The 19,927-nt window shown below is 72.8% G+C and carries 19 protein-coding genes; 8 read left to right on the forward strand and 11 right to left on the reverse strand.

The window, feature by feature from the left end; translation table 11 throughout:
- Window positions 1-169 precede the first annotated feature (169 nt).
- Window positions 170-1,792 carry a chaperonin GroEL gene (groL, locus tag ACH4S8_RS21200; RefSeq protein WP_398396177.1) on the forward strand — a complete coding sequence of 541 codons (1,623 nt, stop codon included), beginning with the start codon at window positions 170-172 and terminating at the stop codon, window positions 1,790-1,792.
- A gap of 298 nt (window positions 1,793-2,090) precedes the next feature.
- Complete coding sequence (locus tag ACH4S8_RS21205) at window positions 2,091-3,212, forward strand: NADH:flavin oxidoreductase (protein ID WP_398396179.1); 1,122 nt, start codon at window positions 2,091-2,093, stop codon at window positions 3,210-3,212.
- Between the two features lie 89 nt (window positions 3,213-3,301).
- Here the strand turns inward: ACH4S8_RS21205 and ACH4S8_RS21210 are convergent, their stop codons facing one another.
- A complete protein-coding gene (locus tag ACH4S8_RS21210) occupies window positions 3,302-3,520 on the reverse strand; it encodes a DUF397 domain-containing protein (protein ID WP_398396181.1) in 219 nt (72 codons plus the stop codon).
- Complete coding sequence (locus ACH4S8_RS21215; protein ID WP_398396183.1) at window positions 3,501-4,343, reverse strand: helix-turn-helix domain-containing protein; 843 nt, start codon at window positions 4,341-4,343, stop codon at window positions 3,501-3,503. The genes ACH4S8_RS21210 and ACH4S8_RS21215 overlap by 20 nt, the downstream gene beginning before the upstream one ends.
- 121 nt (window positions 4,344-4,464) lie before the next feature.
- On the opposite strand from ACH4S8_RS21215, the gene ACH4S8_RS21220 reads away from it, so the two are divergent.
- Window positions 4,465-4,671 carry a hypothetical protein gene (locus ACH4S8_RS21220; protein ID WP_398396694.1) on the forward strand — a complete coding sequence of 69 codons (207 nt, stop codon included), beginning with the start codon at window positions 4,465-4,467 and terminating at the stop codon, window positions 4,669-4,671.
- 30 nt (window positions 4,672-4,701) lie between these two features.
- Here the strand turns inward: ACH4S8_RS21220 and ACH4S8_RS21225 are convergent, their stop codons facing one another.
- From ACH4S8_RS21225 to ACH4S8_RS21240, 4 genes are read right to left on the reverse strand one after another with little or no spacing between them, the layout of a single operon-like run.
- Window positions 4,702-5,289 (reverse strand): hypothetical protein, encoded by a 588-nt coding sequence (locus tag ACH4S8_RS21225; protein ID WP_398396185.1) that lies wholly within the window; start codon window positions 5,287-5,289, stop codon window positions 4,702-4,704.
- Window positions 5,290-5,323: 34 nt separating this feature from the next.
- Entirely contained in the window at window positions 5,324-6,985 is a 1,662-nt protein-coding gene (locus ACH4S8_RS21230; RefSeq protein ID WP_398396188.1) for a PTS transporter subunit EIIC, read from the reverse strand.
- Between the two features lie 16 nt (window positions 6,986-7,001).
- Window positions 7,002-7,937 carry an N-acetylmuramic acid 6-phosphate etherase gene (murQ, locus tag ACH4S8_RS21235; RefSeq protein ID WP_398396190.1) on the reverse strand — a complete coding sequence of 312 codons (936 nt, stop codon included), beginning with the start codon at window positions 7,935-7,937 and terminating at the stop codon, window positions 7,002-7,004.
- 43 nt (window positions 7,938-7,980) lie between these two features.
- Window positions 7,981-8,901, reverse strand: a complete 921-nt coding sequence (locus tag ACH4S8_RS21240) for a MurR/RpiR family transcriptional regulator (protein WP_398396192.1) — start codon at window positions 8,899-8,901, stop codon at window positions 7,981-7,983.
- A gap of 56 nt (window positions 8,902-8,957) precedes the next feature.
- Here ACH4S8_RS21240 and ACH4S8_RS21245 point away from each other — a divergent pair, with 56 nt between their 5' ends.
- Both ACH4S8_RS21245 and ACH4S8_RS21250 read left to right on the forward strand, forming a co-directional pair.
- Window positions 8,958-9,353, forward strand: a complete 396-nt coding sequence (locus ACH4S8_RS21245) for a hypothetical protein (protein ID WP_398396194.1) — start codon at window positions 8,958-8,960, stop codon at window positions 9,351-9,353.
- Window positions 9,350-9,613 carry a DUF4031 domain-containing protein gene (locus ACH4S8_RS21250; RefSeq protein WP_398396196.1) on the forward strand — a complete coding sequence of 88 codons (264 nt, stop codon included), beginning with the start codon at window positions 9,350-9,352 and terminating at the stop codon, window positions 9,611-9,613. Before ACH4S8_RS21245 ends, ACH4S8_RS21250 begins: the two co-directional genes overlap by 4 nt.
- A 166-nt stretch (window positions 9,614-9,779) precedes the next feature.
- Here ACH4S8_RS21250 and ACH4S8_RS21255 read toward each other — a convergent pair whose 3' ends face one another.
- The 4 genes from ACH4S8_RS21255 to ACH4S8_RS21270 form a co-directional block, all read right to left on the reverse strand.
- Window positions 9,780-10,886 (reverse strand): GNAT family N-acetyltransferase, encoded by a 1,107-nt coding sequence (locus tag ACH4S8_RS21255; protein ID WP_398396198.1) that lies wholly within the window; start codon window positions 10,884-10,886, stop codon window positions 9,780-9,782.
- A gap of 20 nt (window positions 10,887-10,906) precedes the next feature.
- Entirely contained in the window at window positions 10,907-12,106 is a 1,200-nt protein-coding gene (locus ACH4S8_RS21260; RefSeq protein WP_398396696.1) for a Cmx/CmrA family chloramphenicol efflux MFS transporter, read from the reverse strand.
- A gap of 319 nt (window positions 12,107-12,425) precedes the next feature.
- Window positions 12,426-13,115 (reverse strand): hypothetical protein, encoded by a 690-nt coding sequence (locus ACH4S8_RS21265; RefSeq protein ID WP_398396200.1) that lies wholly within the window; start codon window positions 13,113-13,115, stop codon window positions 12,426-12,428.
- A 48-nt stretch (window positions 13,116-13,163) separates the two neighbouring features.
- Entirely contained in the window at window positions 13,164-14,150 is a 987-nt protein-coding gene (locus ACH4S8_RS21270) for a helix-turn-helix domain-containing protein (RefSeq protein ID WP_398396202.1), read from the reverse strand.
- Window positions 14,151-14,261: 111 nt separating this feature from the next.
- Between ACH4S8_RS21270 and ACH4S8_RS21275 the strand changes: the two genes are divergently transcribed.
- The 3 genes from ACH4S8_RS21275 to ACH4S8_RS21285 all read left to right on the forward strand — a co-directional run bounded on the left by ACH4S8_RS21275 (window position 14,262) and on the right by ACH4S8_RS21285 (window position 17,752).
- On the forward strand, window positions 14,262-15,314 hold the full coding sequence (locus tag ACH4S8_RS21275) for a saccharopine dehydrogenase family protein (protein WP_398396204.1): 1,053 nt from the start codon (window positions 14,262-14,264) through the stop codon (window positions 15,312-15,314).
- A gap of 206 nt (window positions 15,315-15,520) precedes the next feature.
- The gene (locus tag ACH4S8_RS21280) at window positions 15,521-16,225 is read left to right on the forward strand and encodes a copper homeostasis protein CutC (RefSeq protein ID WP_398396206.1); all 705 of its coding nucleotides are present in this window, start codon (window positions 15,521-15,523) and stop codon (window positions 16,223-16,225) included.
- A 312-nt stretch (window positions 16,226-16,537) separates the two neighbouring features.
- Window positions 16,538-17,752, forward strand: coding sequence for a trypsin-like serine peptidase (locus ACH4S8_RS21285; RefSeq protein ID WP_398396208.1), 1,215 nt, complete (start codon window positions 16,538-16,540; stop codon window positions 17,750-17,752).
- Between the two features lie 91 nt (window positions 17,753-17,843).
- Here the strand turns inward: ACH4S8_RS21285 and ACH4S8_RS21290 are convergent, their stop codons facing one another.
- Complete coding sequence (locus ACH4S8_RS21290; RefSeq protein ID WP_398396698.1) at window positions 17,844-19,922, reverse strand: HelD family protein; 2,079 nt, start codon at window positions 19,920-19,922, stop codon at window positions 17,844-17,846.
- Between the last annotated feature and the right edge of the window lie 5 nt (window positions 19,923-19,927).

Genomic DNA, 19,927 nt, shown 5'->3' on the forward strand with positions numbered 1-19,927 from the left:
GAGTGCTAATCATTGCGTTAGCACTCTCCGAGTGAGAGTGACAGAACTTGGATCGGGCCGGCGAGGTCCACGGGCCTGTGGGGCAAGGAACCACAGGGTTCGAGGGCCGTCCGTCGCGGGCGCGGGCGCGATCCGGAGCAATCCACCCCGTCCGGGAGGACCACTTCACATGGCCAAGATCATCGCGTTCGACGAGGAGGCACGGCGCGGCCTCGAGCGCGGCATGAACCAGCTCGCGGACGCCGTCAAGGTGACGCTCGGCCCCAAGGGCCGCAACGTCGTCCTCGAGAAGAAGTGGGGCGCCCCCACGATCACCAACGATGGTGTCTCCATCGCCAAGGAGATCGAGCTCGAGGACCCGTACGAGAAGATCGGCGCCGAGCTGGTCAAGGAAGTCGCCAAGAAGACGGACGACGTCGCCGGTGACGGTACGACCACCGCGACCGTTCTCGCCCAGGCGCTCGTCCGCGAGGGTCTGCGCAACGTCGCCGCCGGCGCCAACCCGATGGCCCTCAAGCGCGGTATCGAGAAGGCCGTCGAGGCCGTCTCCGGTGCCCTGCTGGAGCAGGCGAAGGATGTCGAGACCAAGGAGCAGATCGCTTCGACGGCCTCCATCTCCGCCGCCGACACCCAGATCGGCGAGCTCATCGCCGAGGCGATGGACAAGGTCGGCAAGGAAGGCGTCATCACCGTCGAGGAGTCCCAGACCTTCGGTCTGGAGCTGGAGCTCACCGAGGGTATGCGCTTCGACAAGGGCTACATCTCGGCGTACTTCGCCACCGACATGGAGCGTATGGAGGCCGTCCTCGACGACCCGTACATCCTGATCGCGAACTCCAAGATCGCGAACGTGAAGGACCTGCTCCCGCTCCTGGAGAAGGTCATGCAGTCGGGCAAGCCGCTGCTGATCATCGCCGAGGACGTCGAGGGCGAGGCCCTGTCGACCCTGGTCGTCAACAAGATCCGTGGCACCTTCAAGTCCGTCGCCGTCAAGGCCCCGGGCTTCGGTGACCGCCGCAAGGCCATGCTCGGCGACATCGCCATCCTCACGGGCGGCGAGGTCATCTCCGAGGAGGTCGGCCTCAAGCTGGAGAACGCGGGTCTGGACCTGCTGGGCCGCGCCCGCAAGGTCGTCATCACCAAGGACGAGACCACGATCGTCGACGGCTCCGGCTCCGCCGACCAGGTCGCCGGCCGTGTGAACCAGATCCGTGCCGAGATCGAGAACTCGGACTCGGACTACGACCGCGAGAAGCTCCAGGAGCGTCTGGCGAAGCTGGCCGGCGGCGTGGCCGTCATCAAGGCCGGTGCCGCCACCGAGGTCGAGCTCAAGGAGCGCAAGCACCGCATCGAGGACGCCGTTCGCAACGCGAAGGCGGCCGTCGAGGAGGGCATCGTCGCCGGTGGTGGCGTGGCCCTGCTCCAGGCTTCCTCGGTCTTCGAGAAGCTCGAGCTCACGGGTGACGAGGCGACCGGCGCCAACGCCGTGCGCCTGGCCCTGGAGGCCCCGCTCAAGCAGATCGCCGTCAACGGTGGTCTCGAGGGTGGCGTCATCGTCGAGAAGGTGCGCAACCTGCCCGTCGGCCACGGCCTGAACGCCGCGACCGGTGAGTACGTCGACATGATCGCCGAAGGCATCATCGACCCGGCGAAGGTGACGCGCTCTGCCCTGCAGAACGCCGCCTCCATCGCCGCGCTGTTCCTCACCACCGAGGCCGTCATCGCCGACAAGCCGGAGAAGGCCTCGGCCCCGGCCGGCGGCGGCATGCCGGGCGGTGACATGGACTTCTGATCGACCCCGGTCGATCAACGTCCTGACGTTCCGAGGGCGGCACCTTCCCGAGAGGGAGGGTGCCGCCCTCGGGCGTTCTCCGGCCAGCCCCGGCCCGTCCCGGCGCCGCAGGGGAGTGCGGCGGGCCCCGGCCGGCGTGGCCCGGATCACAGGAGCCGGTGCGGGAACGGCGGAATGCGGGGCCCGGTACGACGGTTGAGGCTGAAGAGCAGTTGATGCACGTGCACATACCGCATGGAATCTCCTGCCTCGCAGACCGCTCGACGTCATACCGACCACCTCTTCGAGGAGCCCCCACGTGACCGCTGACGCCGCGTCCCGCGCAGCCGAGATCCTGTCCCGTCCCGTCTCCATCAACGGCCTGACCGTCCCGAACCGGATCGCCATGGCCCCGATGACCCGGATGTTCTCGCCGGGCGGTGTGCCGGGCGAGGACGTGGTCGGCTACTACTCCCGCCGCGCCGCCGCGGGCGTGGGCCTCATCGTGACCGAGGGCACGTACGTCGGCCACGACTCGGCCGGACAGAGCAACGAGGTGCCGCGCTTCCACGGCGAGGACCAGCTGGCCGGATGGGCGAAGGTCGCCGACGCGGTACATGCGGCGGGCGGCACGATCGTCCCGCAGCTGTGGCACATAGGCATGGTCCGCAAGGCGGGCGAGCCCCCGTTCGCGGACGCTCCGCCGGTCGGCCCCTCCGGCCTCTACAAGGAGGGCGCCGAGGTCACCGGCAGGAGCATGACCCGGCAGGACCTCGACGACGTCATCGAGGCCTTCGCCAAGGCCGCCGCGGACGCCGAGCGCATCGGCTTCGACGGTGTCGAACTGCACGGCGCCCACGGCTACCTGCTCGACCAGTTCCTGTGGTCCGGCACCAACCGGCGCGAGGACGCGTACGGCGGCGACCCGGTGGCCCGTACGAAGTTCGCGGCGGAGATCGTCGCCGCGGTGCGGGCGGCCGTCTCGCCCGAGTTCCCCGTCATCTTCCGCTACTCGCAGTGGAAGCAGCAGGCCTACGACGCCCGGATCGCCGAGACCCCGGAGGAGCTGGAGGCGATCCTCGCCCCGCTCGCCGCGGCCGGAGTGGACTCCTTCCACGCCTCCACGCGCCGCTACTGGGTGCCCGAGTTCGACGGCTCCGACCTCAACCTCGCCGGCTGGACGAAGAAGCTGACGGGCAAGCCCACCATCACCGTCGGCTCGGTCGGCCTGGACGGCGACTTCATCAAGGCGTTCGTCGGCGAGGGCTCCCCGGTCAAGGGCATCGACGACCTCCTCGACCGCATGGAGCGCGACGAGTTCGACCTCGTCGCCGTCGGCCGCGCGCTGCTCCAGGACCCGGAGTGGGCGGCAAAGGTCCTGGCCGGACGCTACGACGAGCTGGCTCCGTACGACGCGGCGGCGCTGGGCACGCTCAGCTGACCGCTTTGACTTCCTGGTGACAGGGAGAACGGGGGAGGGAGGGCGCCCGCGGTGACACGGGCGCCCTCCCTTTTTTGCGCTCTCCCCGGTCAGCCGGTGGTGCCGAGGTGCCCGACGAAGGCCCCCCAGGCGGCGGCGCCGAATCCGATCACGGGCCCGGGGTTCTTGGAGTCCCGGACGGGAACGAGGTGGCCTTCGCGGCCTTCGCCGAGGGCGACTTCCAGGCAGTCGCCGCCGTCGCCTGCGCTGTAGGTCGACTTGCGCCAGGTGCGCGAACTCGGCTCGCGATCAGTGGTGTTGGTCTCCATGCTCGTAAGCATGGGCCACCGACTCGATCAGAGCCAGGGAAGCCTGTGGCGAAAGCGCCGCCGCCTGCAGGAGGCTGAACGTCAGGCCGTGGCGAGCCACCGTTGCCGGATCGTCCACCAGCTTGCCCATGTCGATGCCTTCGATGAAGCAGAGCGGGGGAGCGTCCGCGAATTCCATCAGCTTCAGGGAGCCGCCCATCGCGGCATGGGCGCCGGCGGCGAACGGCAGGACCTGCATGATGATCCGGCAGCGGTGTACAAGGTCGGCCGTGTGGCGGAGGGCCGCTGCCATGGCTGCCGCCCCGCCGACTGGTCGGCGGATTGCTGCCTCGTCCAGAACCACCCACAACAACGGGGTTGTTGGATCGGCCAGGAGACGGGCGCGTTCCATACGGGTGGCCACCAACTCCTCGATGTCCGCGTCGGAGGCCATCGGCCGGTAGGTACGGAACAGGGCAGCGGCGTACGCCGGAGTCTGCAGCAGGCCCGGGATGAGCAGCGGAAGGTAGTGCCTGATCGCCGTGGCAGCCGCCTCCAGCTCCGCCGCCTCCACGAAGTGGTCCGGGTACTTCGACCTGGCCAGGGCCCTGTAGTTGCGCTCGAAGAAGCCCTTCGTGCCGAGGATCTCGTCTATCTGGACGGCGTATTCGAGCTGCAGGCGCCGCGTGCCCGACTCCAGCTGGCCGATGAAGGAACCGCTGACGAAGAGGGGTTCGCCCAGTTCGGACTGGCTGAGGCCGGCTCTCTCGCGGGCGTGCCGCAGCTCGGCGCCGATCATCGCGCGGGGGGAGGAGGCCGGGTCGAGGGCCTTGGGGTTGGGCATGGCGACTTCCCGTCCAACAGGCTGGGTTGTTGGAGCGCAGACTCTGGCCAGGGTACGGATCTGCCGATCACTCTGGGTGGTGAACAGGAATACTCAGCGTGGAGGGATCGGTGAGATGGAGATGGCGTCGGGCGAGGAGTACGCGATCGACGTGCGGGACGGGCGGCTCGGTCAGGTGATGGGGCGCGAGGGCGGCCTCGTACAGCTGCGGCCGCCGGGCGGGGGCGTCGAGTGGGACTGTCCGCCCGAGGCCCTCGGGGAGGCGCCGCCGGGTGAGGTGCTGCGGGCCCGGGTGCGGCGGATCAACGCGGAGGGGCGCCTGCCGTGACCGTCCCCGGGGCCCGTCCGGACCGCCGGCCTAGAGGTTGCCCATCGGCTCGATGTCGACCTTGACCGGCGTGCCCCAGATGCGCAGCACCTCGTAGTCGGTGAACTCGTGGACGAGGCGGTAGGCCATGCCGGGGCGGGGGGCCCGGCGTTCCGCGGCGAGGTAGCGCTCGGCTTCCTGGCGGTCGCGGCGGGGGGTGCCGCACAGGAGCCACGTCTGGCCGTTCCAGACCTCCGGGAGCCAGCGCTGCTGGGGCTGGGGGCGGTCGCCGCGGACTCCGTAGCGGGACATCGTGCGGTCGGGCAGCTCGTCCGGGGCGGGCGTCCGGCCGTGTCCGTACGCGTCGTTGACCTCGGTGCGGCGGGCGGTGCGGCGGCGGGTCTCGCACAGCAGACAGCGGTCCGGGGCGCTCTCGTCCACCGGGCCGCTGGGATGCTCGGCACAGCGGGTGGTCGGCTTGGCCGTCGTCACCGTCTCGTCGAGCAGGTCCAGGGCCCGCTTCAGGTCCGCCTTGACCTCGTGCAGCTTGGCGTCGGGGGTGTCGGCGTTCAGTGCGTCGCCGTGCTCCCCGAGCAGCCGCAGGGCGCGGCCGAGGGCGGTCAGCTGTGCGTGGTTCATGCCCCCAGCCTCGCACGCGCCACCGACAGCGCGGCTATACGGCGGTCCGTTCCGCCCGGTGGGCCGGTGACGCGCCGTCGAGGTCGCTGCCGAGGTCGCCGTCGAGACCGTCCGCCCGGACGCCGCCGAGGCCGAAGAAGTAGGTGGCCGCGAACCCGACGACGTACCCGGTCAGCAGGCCGCCCGCGTAGACCGCCGCGGTGAAGGCGAGGCCCCGGTTGCCGGACAGCAGCGGGAACAGGGCCAGACCGGAGGGGCCGATGGCCGTCGAGCCGACCCGGTCGCCCAGCATCGAGAAGAAGCCGATGAAGGCACCGCCCGCCGCTCCGCCCGCGCAGGCCGTGACGAAGGGGCGGCCCAGCGGCAGGGAGACGCCGTAGATCAGGGGTTCGCCGACGCCGAGGAGACCGGCCGGGAGCGCCGACCGGATGGTCGTACGGAGCGAGGTGTCGTGGCGCAGCCGGACGTAGACCGCGAGGGCGGCGCCGACCTGGCCGGCGCCCGCCATGGCGAGCACGGGCAGCAGGACGGTGTAGCCCTGCTGCTCGATGAGCGTGGTGTGGATGGGGATGAGGGCCTGGTGCAGGCCCAGCATCACCAGGGGGAGGAACAGGGCGCCGAGGACGAGCCCGGCGAAGGCGCCCGTGGTGGAGAGCAGCCAGGTGGCGGTGGTGCCGATGGCGGCGGAGAGCCGGCCGGCCGCGTACATCAGCGCGTACAGCGTGACCAGGCCGGTCAGCAGCACGGTGAGGGTGGGGGTGAGAAGGACGTCCAGGGTGGGCGGGACCCAGCGGCGGCACCACTTCTCCACGTACGTCCCGAGCAGGGCGGCGGCCAGTGCGCCCAGGACGCCGCCCTGGCCGGGGGCGAGGGTCATGCCGAGGACGGTCACCTTGGCGACCCCCGCGTACACGACGACGGCGGCCACCGCGCCGCCCAGGACCGGGGTGCCGCCGAACACCTTGGCCGTGTTGTGCCCGACGAAGACGGCGATGAGCGCCATGAATCCGGAGGCGACGGCGGTCAGGGCGGGGGTGAGGCCGGTCAGCACGCCGAGGTTGATCAGCAGGCCGTTGAGGCCGGCGATCACCCCGCAGCCGATCAGGGCGGGGATCAGCGGAACGAAGACGTCCGCGATCCGCCGCAGGAACAGCTTGAGGGGGGTGGCGTTGCGGCGGGCCCGGGCGGCCTTCAGCTCGGCGCCGCGCAGGGCGAGCCGGTCCGCGGCGGCCACGGGTCCGGCGCCGGACGGGCCGGCCGGGTCCGGGGCGGCGCTCGCGGGTCCTGTACCGGGCGGGCCGGTCGGGTCGGGACCGGCCATCGGTCCTGTACCGGGCGGGGAGAGGGGCGCCGAGGCCGTTGCCGGGGTGAGGCCGGACGGGGCGGGCAAGGGCGGGTCGGCCGGTCCGGGGGCGGTCGCCGGTTCCGTGCCGGGCGGGCCGGCCGTCAGCAGGGCCTCGAACGCGGGGGTCACCCGGGCGGCCGTGCCGGGGCCCAGCACGATCTGGTACGAGCCGTCGCCCGCGACCAGCCCGAGGACGGCGGGCAGGGCCCGCAGGCCCTCCCCGTCCACCAGGCCCGGGTCCTGCAGACCCAGCCGGAGCCGGGTCATGCAGTGGGCGACGGTGAGGACGTTCGCGGGTCCGCCCACGAGGGGGAGGATCGCCGCTGCTGTGGTGGAGTCCGGTGTACGCACTCCCCGAGCGTGCTGGTCAGCCGGCCGAAGCCGCCAGCGCGGCGCGCAGATGGCCCCCCGACTCCTCCAGAAGGCGGGCGGCCGTGGGTCCGTCCACCCCGCCGAGGATCGTCAGGACGGCGTTCTTCACCTCGCCGTCGGTGGCGGCGAGCGCGCGCTCGATCTCCTCGTCGGAGGCGCCGGTGGCGAGCGCGACGATCCGGCGGGAGCGGGCCCGCAGCTTCTCGTTCGAGGCCCGGACGTCGACCATCAGGTTCCCGTACGTCTTGCCGAGCCGGATCATCGTGATCGTCGAGAGCATGTTGAGGACGAGCTTCTGCGCGGTGCCGGACTTCAGCCGGGTCGAGCCCGTGAGCAGTTCGGGGCCGACCACGACCTCGATGCCGTGATCGGCGGCGGAGGCGAGCGCGCTGTGCGCGTTGCAGGACAGGCCGATCGTGAGCGCGCCCTGCTTGCGGGCGTGCTCGACCGCGCCGACGGCGTACGGGGTGCGGCCCGAGGCGGAGATTCCGACCACGGTGTCGTCGGCCGTCAGCGCGAGCGCGTCCAGGTCGGCCGCCGCCAGTTCCCGGGAGTCCTCGGCGCCCTCGATGGAGGCGACCATGGCGGTGGGCCCGCCCGCGATCACGCCGATGACCCGGGACGGATCGGTGTTGAACGTGGGCGGGCACTCCGAGGCGTCCAGGACACCGAGGCGGCCCGCGGTTCCGGCGCCCGCGTACACGAGTCGGCCGCCGCGGGCCATGCGCTCCGCGATGTCGTCGATCGCGGCGGCGATGAACGGGAGCTGCGCGGCGACGGCCGCCGGCACCGTCGTGTCCTCCCCGTTCATGAGGTGCGCGATCTCCAGCGTGGACAGACGGTCGATCTCCGAGAGTTCGGGGCGGAACGCCTCGGTGGTCAGCGTCTCCAACTCTGCCCGGAGATCGCCGTGGTTGGGCATGGAGGTCATGGGAGAGGCGGCTCTTTCCGATGAGGTCGGTCGTGCGGCGCGGCTATCGGCCGGTGCGCGGGGAGTGGCGGTGCGCCAGGGCCTCGTACGAGGCGGACAGCGCGGGTGCCGCCGTCTCGTAGGTGCGCTGGGCGACCCCCACGAACAGACAGTCCACCACCAGCAGTTGGCTGGTGCGCGACGACATGGCCGCCGGGCGCAGCTCGCTCTCGCGGGCGGTGGAGGTGGTGAGGACGTGATCGGCGTACTGCGCGACGGGTCCGCTCGGACGGCCGGTGATCGCCACCGTCGTCGCACCGTGCTCGAAGGCGACCCGCAGGGGTTCGATGACGTCGCCGGTCGAGCCGGAGTGCGTGATGGCTATCGCCACGTCCTTGGCGCGCAGTTGCACCGCGCCCGTCACCGCGAGGTGCGGGTCGCTGTGCGCGTGGACGACGATCCCGATCCGCATGAGTTTCTGCAGGAGGTCCTGGGCGACGAGCCCGGACGCGCCGACGCCGTAGACGTCGACGCGGCGGGCGGCGGCTATGGCGGCCACGGCGGCGCCGAGCTGGACCGTGTCGAGCGCGGCTGCGGTGTCGGCGAGGGTCTGCTGCTCGTCGTAGGCGAGTTTGGCGACGACGTCGGCGATGGGGTCGTCCACCGCTATGTCGGCGGTGACGGCGGGGGCCCGGCCCGACTGCTGCTGGGCGGCGAGCCCGGCGAGCGCGAGGCGCAGGTCCCGGTATCCGGGGTAGCCGAGGAGGCGGGCCGTGCGCACGACCGTGGCCTCGCTGGTGCCGGTGAGCTCGGCGAGACCGGTGACCGTGAGGGCCGCGCAGCCGGCCGGATCGGCGGCGACGGCCTCGGCGACCCGCTGCATGGAGCGCGTCATCGAGGGGGCGAGGGTCCGCACCTTGGCCGCGAGGGCCGCGGGGGCGGGCGGCGCCCCACCCGCGAAAATTTCCTTCACGTCATGGGTCACATCATGAAAGATATTTTCCTTTGGGGTGCGCGGTCAAGAGTGCGCACAATGGGGACATGGACCCCACCGGCAACCCCCTCGACCCCCTGGAGCAGGCGTTGCACGCGGCGCGCGCCCGTGTGCTCGCCGACCTGGTCGCGGGCCGGGCGGCCGAGGCGGACGTCGTCTCCCTGGTCGAGGACTCGGTGGCGCAGCGCCGCTGGTGGGTCGAGCAGTGGCCGGAGGGCGCCGAGTTCGTCGCCGGGCTCGTCGCCCAGGACGTGCAGGACGCGCTCCTGGAACGGCACGGACGGTGGCCGCTGTGCCCGGTGTGCACCTCCGGCGGCCCGCACGCTCTGGACGTCGAGCCCGAACTGGGCCCCGACCCGCACTGGGTGTGCCACGAGGCCGGTGTGAAGATCTCCCCGCTGGGCTCGCTCGGCTCGGCGACCGGCACGAACCCGCCCTCGTGACCGTCTACATCGATCCGCCCACCTGGCCGGGGCACGGCCGTGTCTGGTCCCACCTGATCAGCGATGTCTCCTACGACGAACTCCACACGTTCGCGGAGGAGTTGGGCGCACCCCCGCGGGCCTTCGAGCGCGACCACTACGACATCCCCTCCCACCGCTACGCCGACGCGGTCGCCGCCGGGGCGGTGGAGGTCAGCAGCCGCGAGGTCGTACGCCTGCTGCACGGGGCCGGACTGCGCCGCCGCAAGCGCGCGGGCTGAGGCCGCGCGGGGCGGGACCGGCGCGGTGCGGTGCGGGGCCGAGGCGCGCGGGGCCGGACCGACGCGGTACGGGCGGCGGGTGACGGCGTACGGGCGGCGGGTGACGGCGTACGGGCGGCGGACGGCGGCGTGCGGGGCGCCGCGGCGCCGGGCCGCCCCGGCGGCCTCACTTCTCGCGGGAGTACAGCCGCAACTCCCCCTGCCGGTCGGCCAGTTCGTTGCCGAACTGCTCCAGCTCCTTGCTCACGCGGGTGAATCCGGCGCGGGCGACCACGCGCTGGGAGGGAGCGTTGTCCCGGTCGATGGCGGCGAACAGGAGCTTGACGTCGTCACGGGCGAGGGCCCACTCGGCCAGCGCGCGCAGGGCCTCGGCGGCGTACCCCTGGCCGCGGCCGTTCTCCGCGAGGTCGTAGCCGATCTCGGCGCGCCCCTCCTCGTCGGGCACTCCGTGGAAGCCCATGGCGCCGACCGCCCGCCCGTCCTCGCGCCGCACGAGCACGAAGATCCCCCACTCCGGCCGGTGCAGCCCCTTCTCGTAGGCGCTCACGGCCATTCCGGCGGCGTCCCGGGTGCCCTCGAAGGGGCCGCCCTCGATCCACTCGAAGCCGCCCGTGCCGCCCGCGCGCAGATCGGCGGCGGCGGCCGGGGTGACCCCCTGGAGGGTGAGCCGCTCGGTGCCGATCACCAGGTTGTTGTTCCAGCGCCACTCGGTGAGCGCCTCCCGGCCGGGCAGGTCGCCGCGCCCGGTGGCCCACAGGAGCGTGCCCCACGGGGCGTCGGGTTCGGGCCGCACGTGCGGGAAGATCCGGGTGAGGACCCAGGTGCACAGCTCGGCCGGCGGCTCGTAGGGCAGGCCGAGCCCCTCGGCGATGTCGTGCGTGTGCAGCAGGACCTCGGCGACCCCCATCGCGGCGAAGCCCTCGCGGTTCGCGCTGCGGAACGGGTACGGATGGAAGGCGCGCACCTCGCGCGGGGTCGTGCGGACCGTGGCGGAGAGCAGCCGGCCGGCCGCCTCGATCACGTCGACGACCCCCGTGTTGCCGGTGCCCTCCTCCAGCGCGATCTCGAACGGCACGTACGCCGTGGTGGCCCGCACCGCCAGACGCCCCGCGTACGCGATGAGATCGTCGGCGATGTGCTCGGCGGTCCGCCGGCAGCTCCACTCCAGCCCTCCCGCCCGTACGCCGTCCCAGTCCCGCCCGTCCGCCGCCCGCAGCAGTGCGGCACAGCTCGCGACGGCTTCCTCGACCCGTTCCCCGCCCGTGTCTGTCATGCGGCCGAGAATAGGACGGATCACGCCCCGGAACGTACGGGATTGTTGGCCGTTCCCGCGGTCCGCGCGCCCGGCGGGCGGCGGTGCGTCCGCAGCACCACGAGGGTCAGACCGACGGCGGCGCCCGTCAGCACCGCACCCACCCAGGCGGTGGCCGGGTAGCCGAGCCCCGCGTCGATGACGGCGCCGCCGAGCCAGGGACCGACGGCGTTGCCCAGATTGAAGGCGGCGGTGGTGGTGGCGCCCGCCAGTGTCGGCGCGGCCGCGGCGACGTGGAACATCCGGGCGTTCAGGGCCGGGGCGGTGCTGAAGCAGGCGATCCCGAGGAGGAAGGAGAGGGCGACAGCCGCGACGGCGTACCGCCCGAGCAGGGCGAACGCGCCGAGGACGACGATGTCCGCCGCCATGCCGCCGAGCAGGACCCGGAACGGATGCGCGTCGGCGAACCGCCCGCCGAGCACCGTCCCGATGAGCGCGCCCACGCCGAACAGCGCCAGCACGGTCGGCACCCAGCTCTCGTCGAGGTGGGCGACATCGGTGAGCAGCGGGGCGAGATAGCTGAAGGCGCAGAAGACTCCGGCCGCGGTGAGCGCGATCGTGCCGACGGACAGCCAGACCTGCCGGTCGCGGTAGACGCGCAGTTCCGTGCGGAGGCGCGGCCGTTCCCGCGGGGGCGCGATGGGCGGGACGAGGGTCACGATGCCGACGAGTGCGACGGCGGACGCCGCTCCGACGGCCCAGAAGGCGGCCCGCCAGCCGAGTCCCCCGCCGAGGAACGCGCCCGCGGGCACGCCCAGCACGTTCGCGATCGACAGGCCGCCGATCATCACGGCCAGCGCCCGCGCCCGTGACGTCACCGGGACCGCTCCGACGGCCACGGCCGCCCCGACCGCCCAGAAGCCCGCGCAGGCCAGAGCGCTGACGACACGGGAGGCGAAGAGCACGGCGTAGCCCGGCGCGAGGGCCCCGGCCGCCTGGCCGAGTCCGAAGACCGCGATCAGGGCGACGAGGGTGGTCCGCCTCGGCAGACGGAGGGTGGCCACGGCGAGCAGCGGTGCGCCGACGACCATGCCGAACGCGAACGCCGAGATCAGCAGGCCCGCCCGCGGGATGGTCACGCCCATGTCCGTCGCGATGGAGGGCAGCAGTCCGGACAGCATGAACTCGCTGGTGCCGAGGGCGAAGACGGACAGGGCGAGGACGTAGACGGACAGGGGCATGCGGGGGTGGTCGGCTGCGGGGGTGACGGCGGGGGCCTGGGCAGGGGCTCGGGTGGGTGCGGGTATGTCCGGCTTCAGGGGGCCGGGGCTCGGAGGCATGCCTCCTTCGTACGGGGTCGGGCGCCTGACGTCGAACCCGTTTCCGTCCGCCGTCCGCCGGCTGTCGCCCGGCCGCCCCCTCCGCCCCCGAGGTCCGCCTCCTCGCCCGCTCCGGCCACAGCTTTCTTTCGCCCCCGCCGCCCCTGCCCTTCCCGTACCCGGGGCTCCGCCCCGGACCCCGCTCCTCAAACGCCGGAGGGGCTGGATTTGCCCCCGCTCCTCAAACGCCGGAGGGGCTGATTGCCGCCAGCTCGGTCTCCATGTTGCGGCGGGCCGGGCCGGTCCAGGTGCGGTCTCCGTACGACGTCCTGAACAGCCTCGGGAGATCGAGGAGTTGGCGCAGTACGGCGGCCCGGCCCGTACGGAAGGCGGGGTCGGGGACGAAGGCGTACTCCTCGCGGACGGCGGCGGTGTAGGCGGCGTACGCGGCCGGGGGCGAGGCCAGGACCGCGAGGTCCGCGTCGCACAGGACGGCACCGTCGGTGTCGTCGTCGGCGGGGTCGTGGGTGACGGTGAGCCGGACCAGCCGGGCGACCTCGGCGGTGCGCGCCGGGGCGACGCCCAGTTCGGCCAGCGCGCGCTCGGCGAGCCGGGCGGAGCGTTCCTCGTTCTCCGAGCGGTCCGGGAGGTACACGGCGTCGTGGAACCAGGCGGCCAGGCGCACCGCGGCCGGATCCTCTGCGCGCTCCCCGTGTGCCTCCAGCACGTCGATGTGGCCGAGGACCGCGAGGAGATGGTCGGTGGTGTGGTACCGGCGCTGTGGCTCGGCCCAGCGGTCCAGGAGGTTCGCCGCGTAGGGCTCCGGCGCGGGGCCGGACCCGCCGTCGCCGTCACGTGCGGCCGAGACGGTGTCCGCCCAGCGCTTCGTCAGCTCCGCGTGGGCCGGGTGGCGGTTGCTCTCTGCTGCCATGGAGCCCATTGTCCCCGCCGCACCCGCCCGCCGGTCGTCGGCGCCGGATCAGGGGTGACCGGGGTGCGGCTGTCCGCCGTCGTCCGGGCCGGGGCGGGTCCGGGAGCGGAAGGTGCGGCGGTAGGCGTCCGGAGGCACACCGACCGTGCGGTTGAAGTGCCGGCGCAGTGTCGTGCCCGTTCCCATGCCGGTGGCCGCCGCGATGGTGTCGACGCCCGCGTCGGTGGTCTCCAGCAACTCCTGGGCGTGGCGGATCCGTTGGGTCAGCAGCCACTGGAGCGGGGTGGTGCCGGTCACCGATCTGAAGTGGCGGCCCAGGTTGCGCGAGCTCATCCGCGCCTGACGGGCCAGGTCCTCCACGGTCAGCGGACGGTCCAGCCGCTCGATGACCCAGGGGAACAGCTCGGCGAGCGGGTGGTGGTCGGGGGCGGGCACCGGGGTGCTGACGAACTGGGCCTGGCCGCCGTCCCGGTGCGGGGGCACGACCAGGTTGCGGGCGACGGTGTTGGCGACCGACGAGCCGTGGTCGAGGCGCACCAGGTGCAGGCACAGATCCATGGCGGCGGCCTTGCCCGCGGAGGTGAGCACGCCGCCGTCGTCCACGTAGAGGACGTCCGGGTCCACCGTCACCCGGGGATGGCGGTCGGCCAGGGCCCGGGTGTGCGCCCAGTGCGTGGTCGCGCGCCTGCCGTCCAGCAGTCCCGCGGCGGCCAGGACGAAGGCGCCGGTGCACAGGGAGGCCACGCGCGCGCCCGCCTCGTGGGCCGCGCGCACCGCGTCGACGAGGGCGGCGGGCGGCTCCCGGTCGATGTCGGCCCAGCCCGGCACGATCACCGTGTCGGCGAGGGGAAGCCGGTCGAAGCCGTGGTCGGGCTCCAGCCGGAACGGGCCGACGCGCACGGGCTCCGGCCCGCAGAGCGCGAGGTCGTACCAGGGGACCTTCACGGCGTCCGGCGCGGACCCGAAGACCTCGCAGGCCAGGCCCAGTTCGAAGTGCAGCATCCCGTCGGTGACGGCCAGCGCGACAGAGGTCATGTCCGGAATTGTACGGGGCACGTCGTTCCGGACACTCGTGCGGCGCCTCCGCTCTCGCCAGGATGTCCGTGACGGATCAAGGCAGTTCACTTCGAGCACGGGGGAGTACCCATGGAGTCGGGGCAGGCAGTGACGGTGTTCGGCGCGTACGGGCACACCGGACGGTTCGTGGTGGCCGAACTGCTCCGGCGCGGGTTCACCCCGGTCCTCTCCGGCCGGGACGCCGAGAAGCTGAAGGAGCCGGCGGCCTCGTATCCGGGCCTGGACGTCCGTCCGGCCACGGTCGGCGACCCGGCCTCGCTCGACCGCGCGCTGGCCGGCGCGGCGGCGGTGGTCAACTGCGCCGGTCCCTTCGCCACGACGGCCGCCCCGGTGATCGAGGCGGCCCTGCGCGCCGGGATCCCGTACGTGGACGTGGCGGCCGAGATCGAGGCCAACCTCGACACGTTCACCCACTTCGCGGAACGGGCCGAGGCGGCGGGAACGGTGATCGTCCCCGCGATGGCCTTCTACGGCGGCTTCGGCGACCTGCTGGTCACCGCCGCGATGGGCGAGTGGACCGCGGCCGACGAGGCGCACATCGCGTACGGGCTGAGCGGCTGGCACCCCACCGCCGGGACGCGTGCCGCGGGCGCGGTCTCCCGGGAGCGGCGCGGCGGCCGGCGCGTCCGCTACACCCGGGGGCGGCTGGAATACGTCGACGGCACCCTGCCCACCCTGGAATGGCCGTTCCCCGATCCGACGGGTCCGCGCGCCGTCCTCGGCGAGTTCTCGATGGCCGACGTGGTCACCGTGCCCAGCCACGTCGCCGTCCCGGAGGTGTGCACCTACATGACCGTCGAGGCGGCCGGGGAACTGGCGGCCCCGGACACCCCGGCGCCGAGCGCGGTCGACGAGCACGGGCGGTCCGGTCAGACCTTCGTGGTCGACGTCGTGGTGCGCTCGGCCGGTGCCGAACGGGGGGCCGTGGCGCGGGGCCGGGACATCTACGCCGTCACCGCGCCGCTCGTGGTGGAGGCGCTCGACCGCATCCTCACGGGGCGCACCAGGACGGTCGGGGTCGCCTCGGCCGGCGAGATCTTCGACGCTCCGGACTTCCTGCGCGCGCTGTCCCCGCACGTCTCCTTCGAGCTGCGCGGGCAGCGGGCGGCCGGCGGCGAGTGACGGGCGGCGGGCGGCTGCAGCAGTGACAGGCACAGGCACAGGCGCAGGCGTCAGGCGTCAGGCATCGGGCGCCGGGCATCGGGCGCCGGGCGCCGGGCGCCGGGCATCGAGTGACAGCCGACGCGCCGTGATCTTCTCGCGCCCCCGCCTCCACGCGCGTACTGTTGATTGGACTAGACCTATAGCGGCTCAAGGGAAGAGGTCCGATGAGTGAGCGGAAGAGCGCGGTCCTTGAGGTGATCGCCCTCGGCGTGGAGGACGCGGTCGCGGCTCAGGCCGGGGGCGCGGACCGGCTGGAGCTGGTCACGGACATGGCCGCCGACGGGCTGACCCCGTCGGTGGAGACCTTCGCCGGGATCCGTGCTTCCGTCGACATCGCGCTGCGCGTGATGCTGCGCCTGTCCGACGGGTTCTCGGCGGGCGGCGCGAAGGGGGTCGACGCTCTCGTGCGGGCCGCGGGCGAGCTGCGGGACGCGGGCGCGGACGAGTTCGTGCTCGGCTTCCTCGACGAGCACGGCGGCCCCGACCTGGCCGCCGTGGAGCGGATCGTCGCCGGACTGGACGGCTGCCGCTGGACGTTCCACCGCGCGATCGACCGTGCCGACGACCGTGACGCCCTGCGCAAGCAGCTCGCGGACCTGCCCGGTCTCGACGCCTATCTGACCGCCGGGTCCCCGGCCGGCGTCGACGACGGACTCCCCGTCCTCGCGGCCGAGGCCGCCCGCCGCGGTGAACAGGGCTACGAGCCGCGGATCATGGTCGGCGGCGGTCTGCGCCTCGATCATCTGCCGGAGCTGCGCGCGGCGGGCCTCGACGCCTTCCACATCGGCGGTGCCGCACGTCCGGAGGGCTGGACCGGGCCGGTCTCGGCGGAGTCGGTGCGGGAGTGGCGGACCGCGGTCGACGCGTAGGGCGCCCCCGGCTTCTGTGCGGCGGGTCCAGCTCGGCTCGGTCCAGCTCGGCTCGGTCCGGCTCGGCTCGGCTTGGCTCGGCTTGGCTCGGTCCAGTCCGGACCGGCCCGAGCCGTCCGGTCCTGGCGGCAGGTCACGGATCCATCTCCGCCACGTAGTTGTTGTGTTGTGAGAGTCACGAAGTGATCAATGGGCCGCTTTTCGCGTGCATATTTGATCGCGCCTCGGTCGGTCGGGGCATGACAATCACACATTCGTGCGTGCCGACGAAAGCGGTACGGCAGCACAGCAGCCTCAGGGGGACAGGGCTCCATGCCATCCATACGCAGCCGCACGCTCGCGGCAGCCGCGGCCGTGATCGCGGCCGTCATGATCACCACCACGGCCTGTGACGGCAAGAAGGACGACGAGGGCGCCGCCGCCCGGCCCTCGTCGTCCTCCCAGGCCGACAAGGGTGTCGACACCGGCCAGGACGACGGCTCCGTCTCGATCGGCGGCTACAAGCTGCCCTCGGGCATTCCCACCGAACTCAGCGGCGCCGCCCTGGACAAGTGGAAGAACGGCGGGTGGCAGGACTACAGCAAGTGGGCCTCCAAGGCCGAGGACTTCGCCAACCCCTACATCAAGGACTTCTGGTCGCCGGAGAAGATGGCCGAGGCCAAGGCCAGCATCCCGGTCGCCCAGGCGGGCAGCACCAGTTCGGGCTCGGGCGGCGGCGCCACCTCCTACCTGCCCGACGGCAGGGTGACGAAGCAGACCGCCGCCAAGGTCAAGGGCACGTACCACCACTACGCGCCGCCCGTCGGCAAGATGTTCTTCTCCTCGCCCCAGGGCAACATGGTCTGCTCGGCCGCCGTCGTCACCGACCCGGCGCACCCCGGCAAGTCCAACCTGGTGTGGACCGCGGGCCACTGCGTGCACGCGGGCAAGGGCGGCGGCTGGTACCGCAACATCGCCTTCGTCCCCTCGTACAACAACTCCGCGAACCTGAGCAGCCGTCAGATCACCGATCCGCGCGCCAAGTCCGTCTCCCCGTACGGCATCTGGTGGGCCGACTGGGCCACCACCTCCTCCCAGTGGATCAAGGGCGGCGCCCACACGGGCAACGCGGCCTCCGGGTACGACTACGCCGTCCTCCACGTCAAGCCCGAGAGCGGCGGCAAGTCCCTTCAGGAGCGGCTCGGTTCGGCTCTGCCGGTGTGGTTCGCCGCTCCGGCCGCCAACAAGGTCAAGTCCATGAAGGTCCGCGGCTACCCGGCCGAGGCGCCCTACGACGGTTCGAAGATGTACGACTGCCACGGCGCCACCAAGCGGTTCGTGCTCGCGAGCAACGTCCCCGCCCAGTACATGATCGGCTGCACCATGAACGGCGGCGCGTCCGGCGGCCCCTGGTTCATGAGCCACAACGGCCGGACCTACCTGGTCTCCAACAACTCCCTGAGCGACCGCAAGACGTTCATCACCGGGCCGCGCCTCGGTGAGAACGCCAAGGGCGTCTACCTGGCGACCAGCAGGAAGTTCAAGTAGGGCTTCACCGCACACGGCCGACGGCCCCCGGCGTCCACGCCGGGGGCCGTCGGCATCCCCGTCGAGGGCCGCGGGCCGGGTGCCGCCGCGGTCAGACCAGTTCGGCCGGGAGCGGCGCCGCGTGCGTCACGATCAGGCCCGAGACCGCACGGGTGAGCGCCACGTACAGGCGGCGCAGCCCGGTGCGCTCGTCCGGTTCGCCGTCGACGACGGCCCGCGGCTCGTCCAGGACCACGTAGTCGTACTCCAGGCCCTTGGCGAGCGAGGCCGGCACCAGGGTCAGCCGGGTGTCGGCCGTCGTCTCCTCGCCCGGACCCAGATACGTCCGCCCGGCCGCCGTCAGCGCCTCGGCGAGCACGGGGATCCGGGCGTCGGCCGCGATCAGCCCGACCGATCCCTCGTGGCCCAGCAACTCCTCCACCGCGCCCAGGACTTCGGCGTCCTCGGTGCTCGCGCGCACCTCGAAGAAGCCCGGGTTCTCCCGCACCGAGGCGACCGGCGCGAGACCGGGCGCGATGTGCGGCAGCAGCCGGGACGCGTACGTGATGACGTCCGTGGGGACACGGAAACCGGCGGTCAGCTCCTCGACGACCGCGTCGCCCTTGCCCAGGTGCAGGAGGGCCTCCTCCCAGCTCCGGGTCGCCCACGGGGTCGTCCCCTGCGCCAGGTCCCCGAGCACGGTCGCGGAGCCCGTCGTGCAGCGCCGGCCCACGGCGCGGTACTGCATCGGGGAGAGGTCCTGCGCCTCGTCGAGCACCACGTGGCCGAGGGAGTGCGTGCGCTGGACCAGATCGGTCGCCTCGTCGATCAGCACGGCGTCGGCGGCCGACCACTTCGCGCTCTTCACGCTGCGCACCGGCTTCGCCCAGAGGATCTCCTTCTGCTCGGCCTCGTCCAGCAGCCCCTCCGCGTGCGCGGCGAGGAAGTCGGCGTCGGTGAGCAGCCGGAGCACGAGCCTGGCGGGGTCGACCTGCGGCCAGATCGCCTTGACGGCGGCCTTCACGGCGGCGTTGCGGGCGACGGCGTCCTGCACCCGGTCGTCCGGCGCCTCCCCGGAGCGCTCCATCTGGACCAGTACGGCGTGCGCGATGCGCTGCGGAAGGGCCTGGTGGGCCGCGCCGTACCGGATGTCCCGGTCGAGCAGCTCCCGGACGATCTCCTCCAGCTCGTACGCCGGAACGCGCCAGCGCCGCGATCCCCTGACCACCACCACGGGCTCGGTCGGGATCGTCACGTGCGAGCGCACGGCCCGGCGCAGCACCCGGGCCATGCGGGCGTCGCCCTTGATCACGGCCGCCGCCGCGTCGTCGCTCCCGCGCACCTCGACATGGGCGACGAGATCGTCGACGGTCGCCTGCTTGACCTCCAGCTCGCCGAGGGCGGGCAGGACCTGCTCGATGTAGTGCAGGAAGGACTTGTTCGGCCCGATCACCAGGGTGCCGGTGCGGGCGAGCCGTTCCCGGTGCGCGTACAGCAGATACGCGACCCGGTGCAGGCCGACGGCGGTCTTCCCGGTGCCGGGGCCTCCCTGCACGCAGACCGAACCGGACAGCCCGGAGCGGACGATCTCGTCCTGCTCCGGCTGGATGGTCGCCACGATGTCGCGCATCGGACCGACGCGCGGGCGCTCGATCTCCTGCTGGAGCAGCTTGCTGGTGGCCGCCGCCTCGGCCGGGTCGGAGAGGTGCTCGTCCTCGTAGGCCGTGAGGTCGCCACCGGTGTAGCCGAAACGCCGGCGCAGCCCGATGTCCATCGGGTCCTTCTTCGAGGCCCGGTAGAACGGCTGGGACACCGGCGCGCGCCAGTCGATCACCATCGGGTCGCCGTCGGCGTCGTGCACATGGCGCCGCCCGATGTAGAACCGCTCGCCCTCGGCGCCCTCGGCCAGGTCGGAGCCGGGAGCGTGCAGATAGTCGAGCCGGCCGAAGAACAGCGGGGTGTGGCTGAGGTCGGCGAGGGCCTTGATGCGCTCGGTGATCTGCCGGTGCAGCACCTCGGCGTTCACCCAGTTCGCGGTGACGTCGCGGATGTCGAGGTTCTCGGCGTCCTCGCGCATCGCGCGGAGCGCCGAACGGGACCGGCCGAGGTGGGAGCGTTCGCGGGACAGGGGGTCGTCGGACGGGGACGGGGTGCCGGACGGGGACGGGGTGCCGGACGGACCGTCGGACAGGGTGG

The sequence above is a fragment of the Streptomyces sp. NPDC021080 genome, from assembly GCF_044333225.1.
GTDB lineage: Bacteria > Actinomycetota > Actinomycetes > Streptomycetales > Streptomycetaceae > Streptomyces.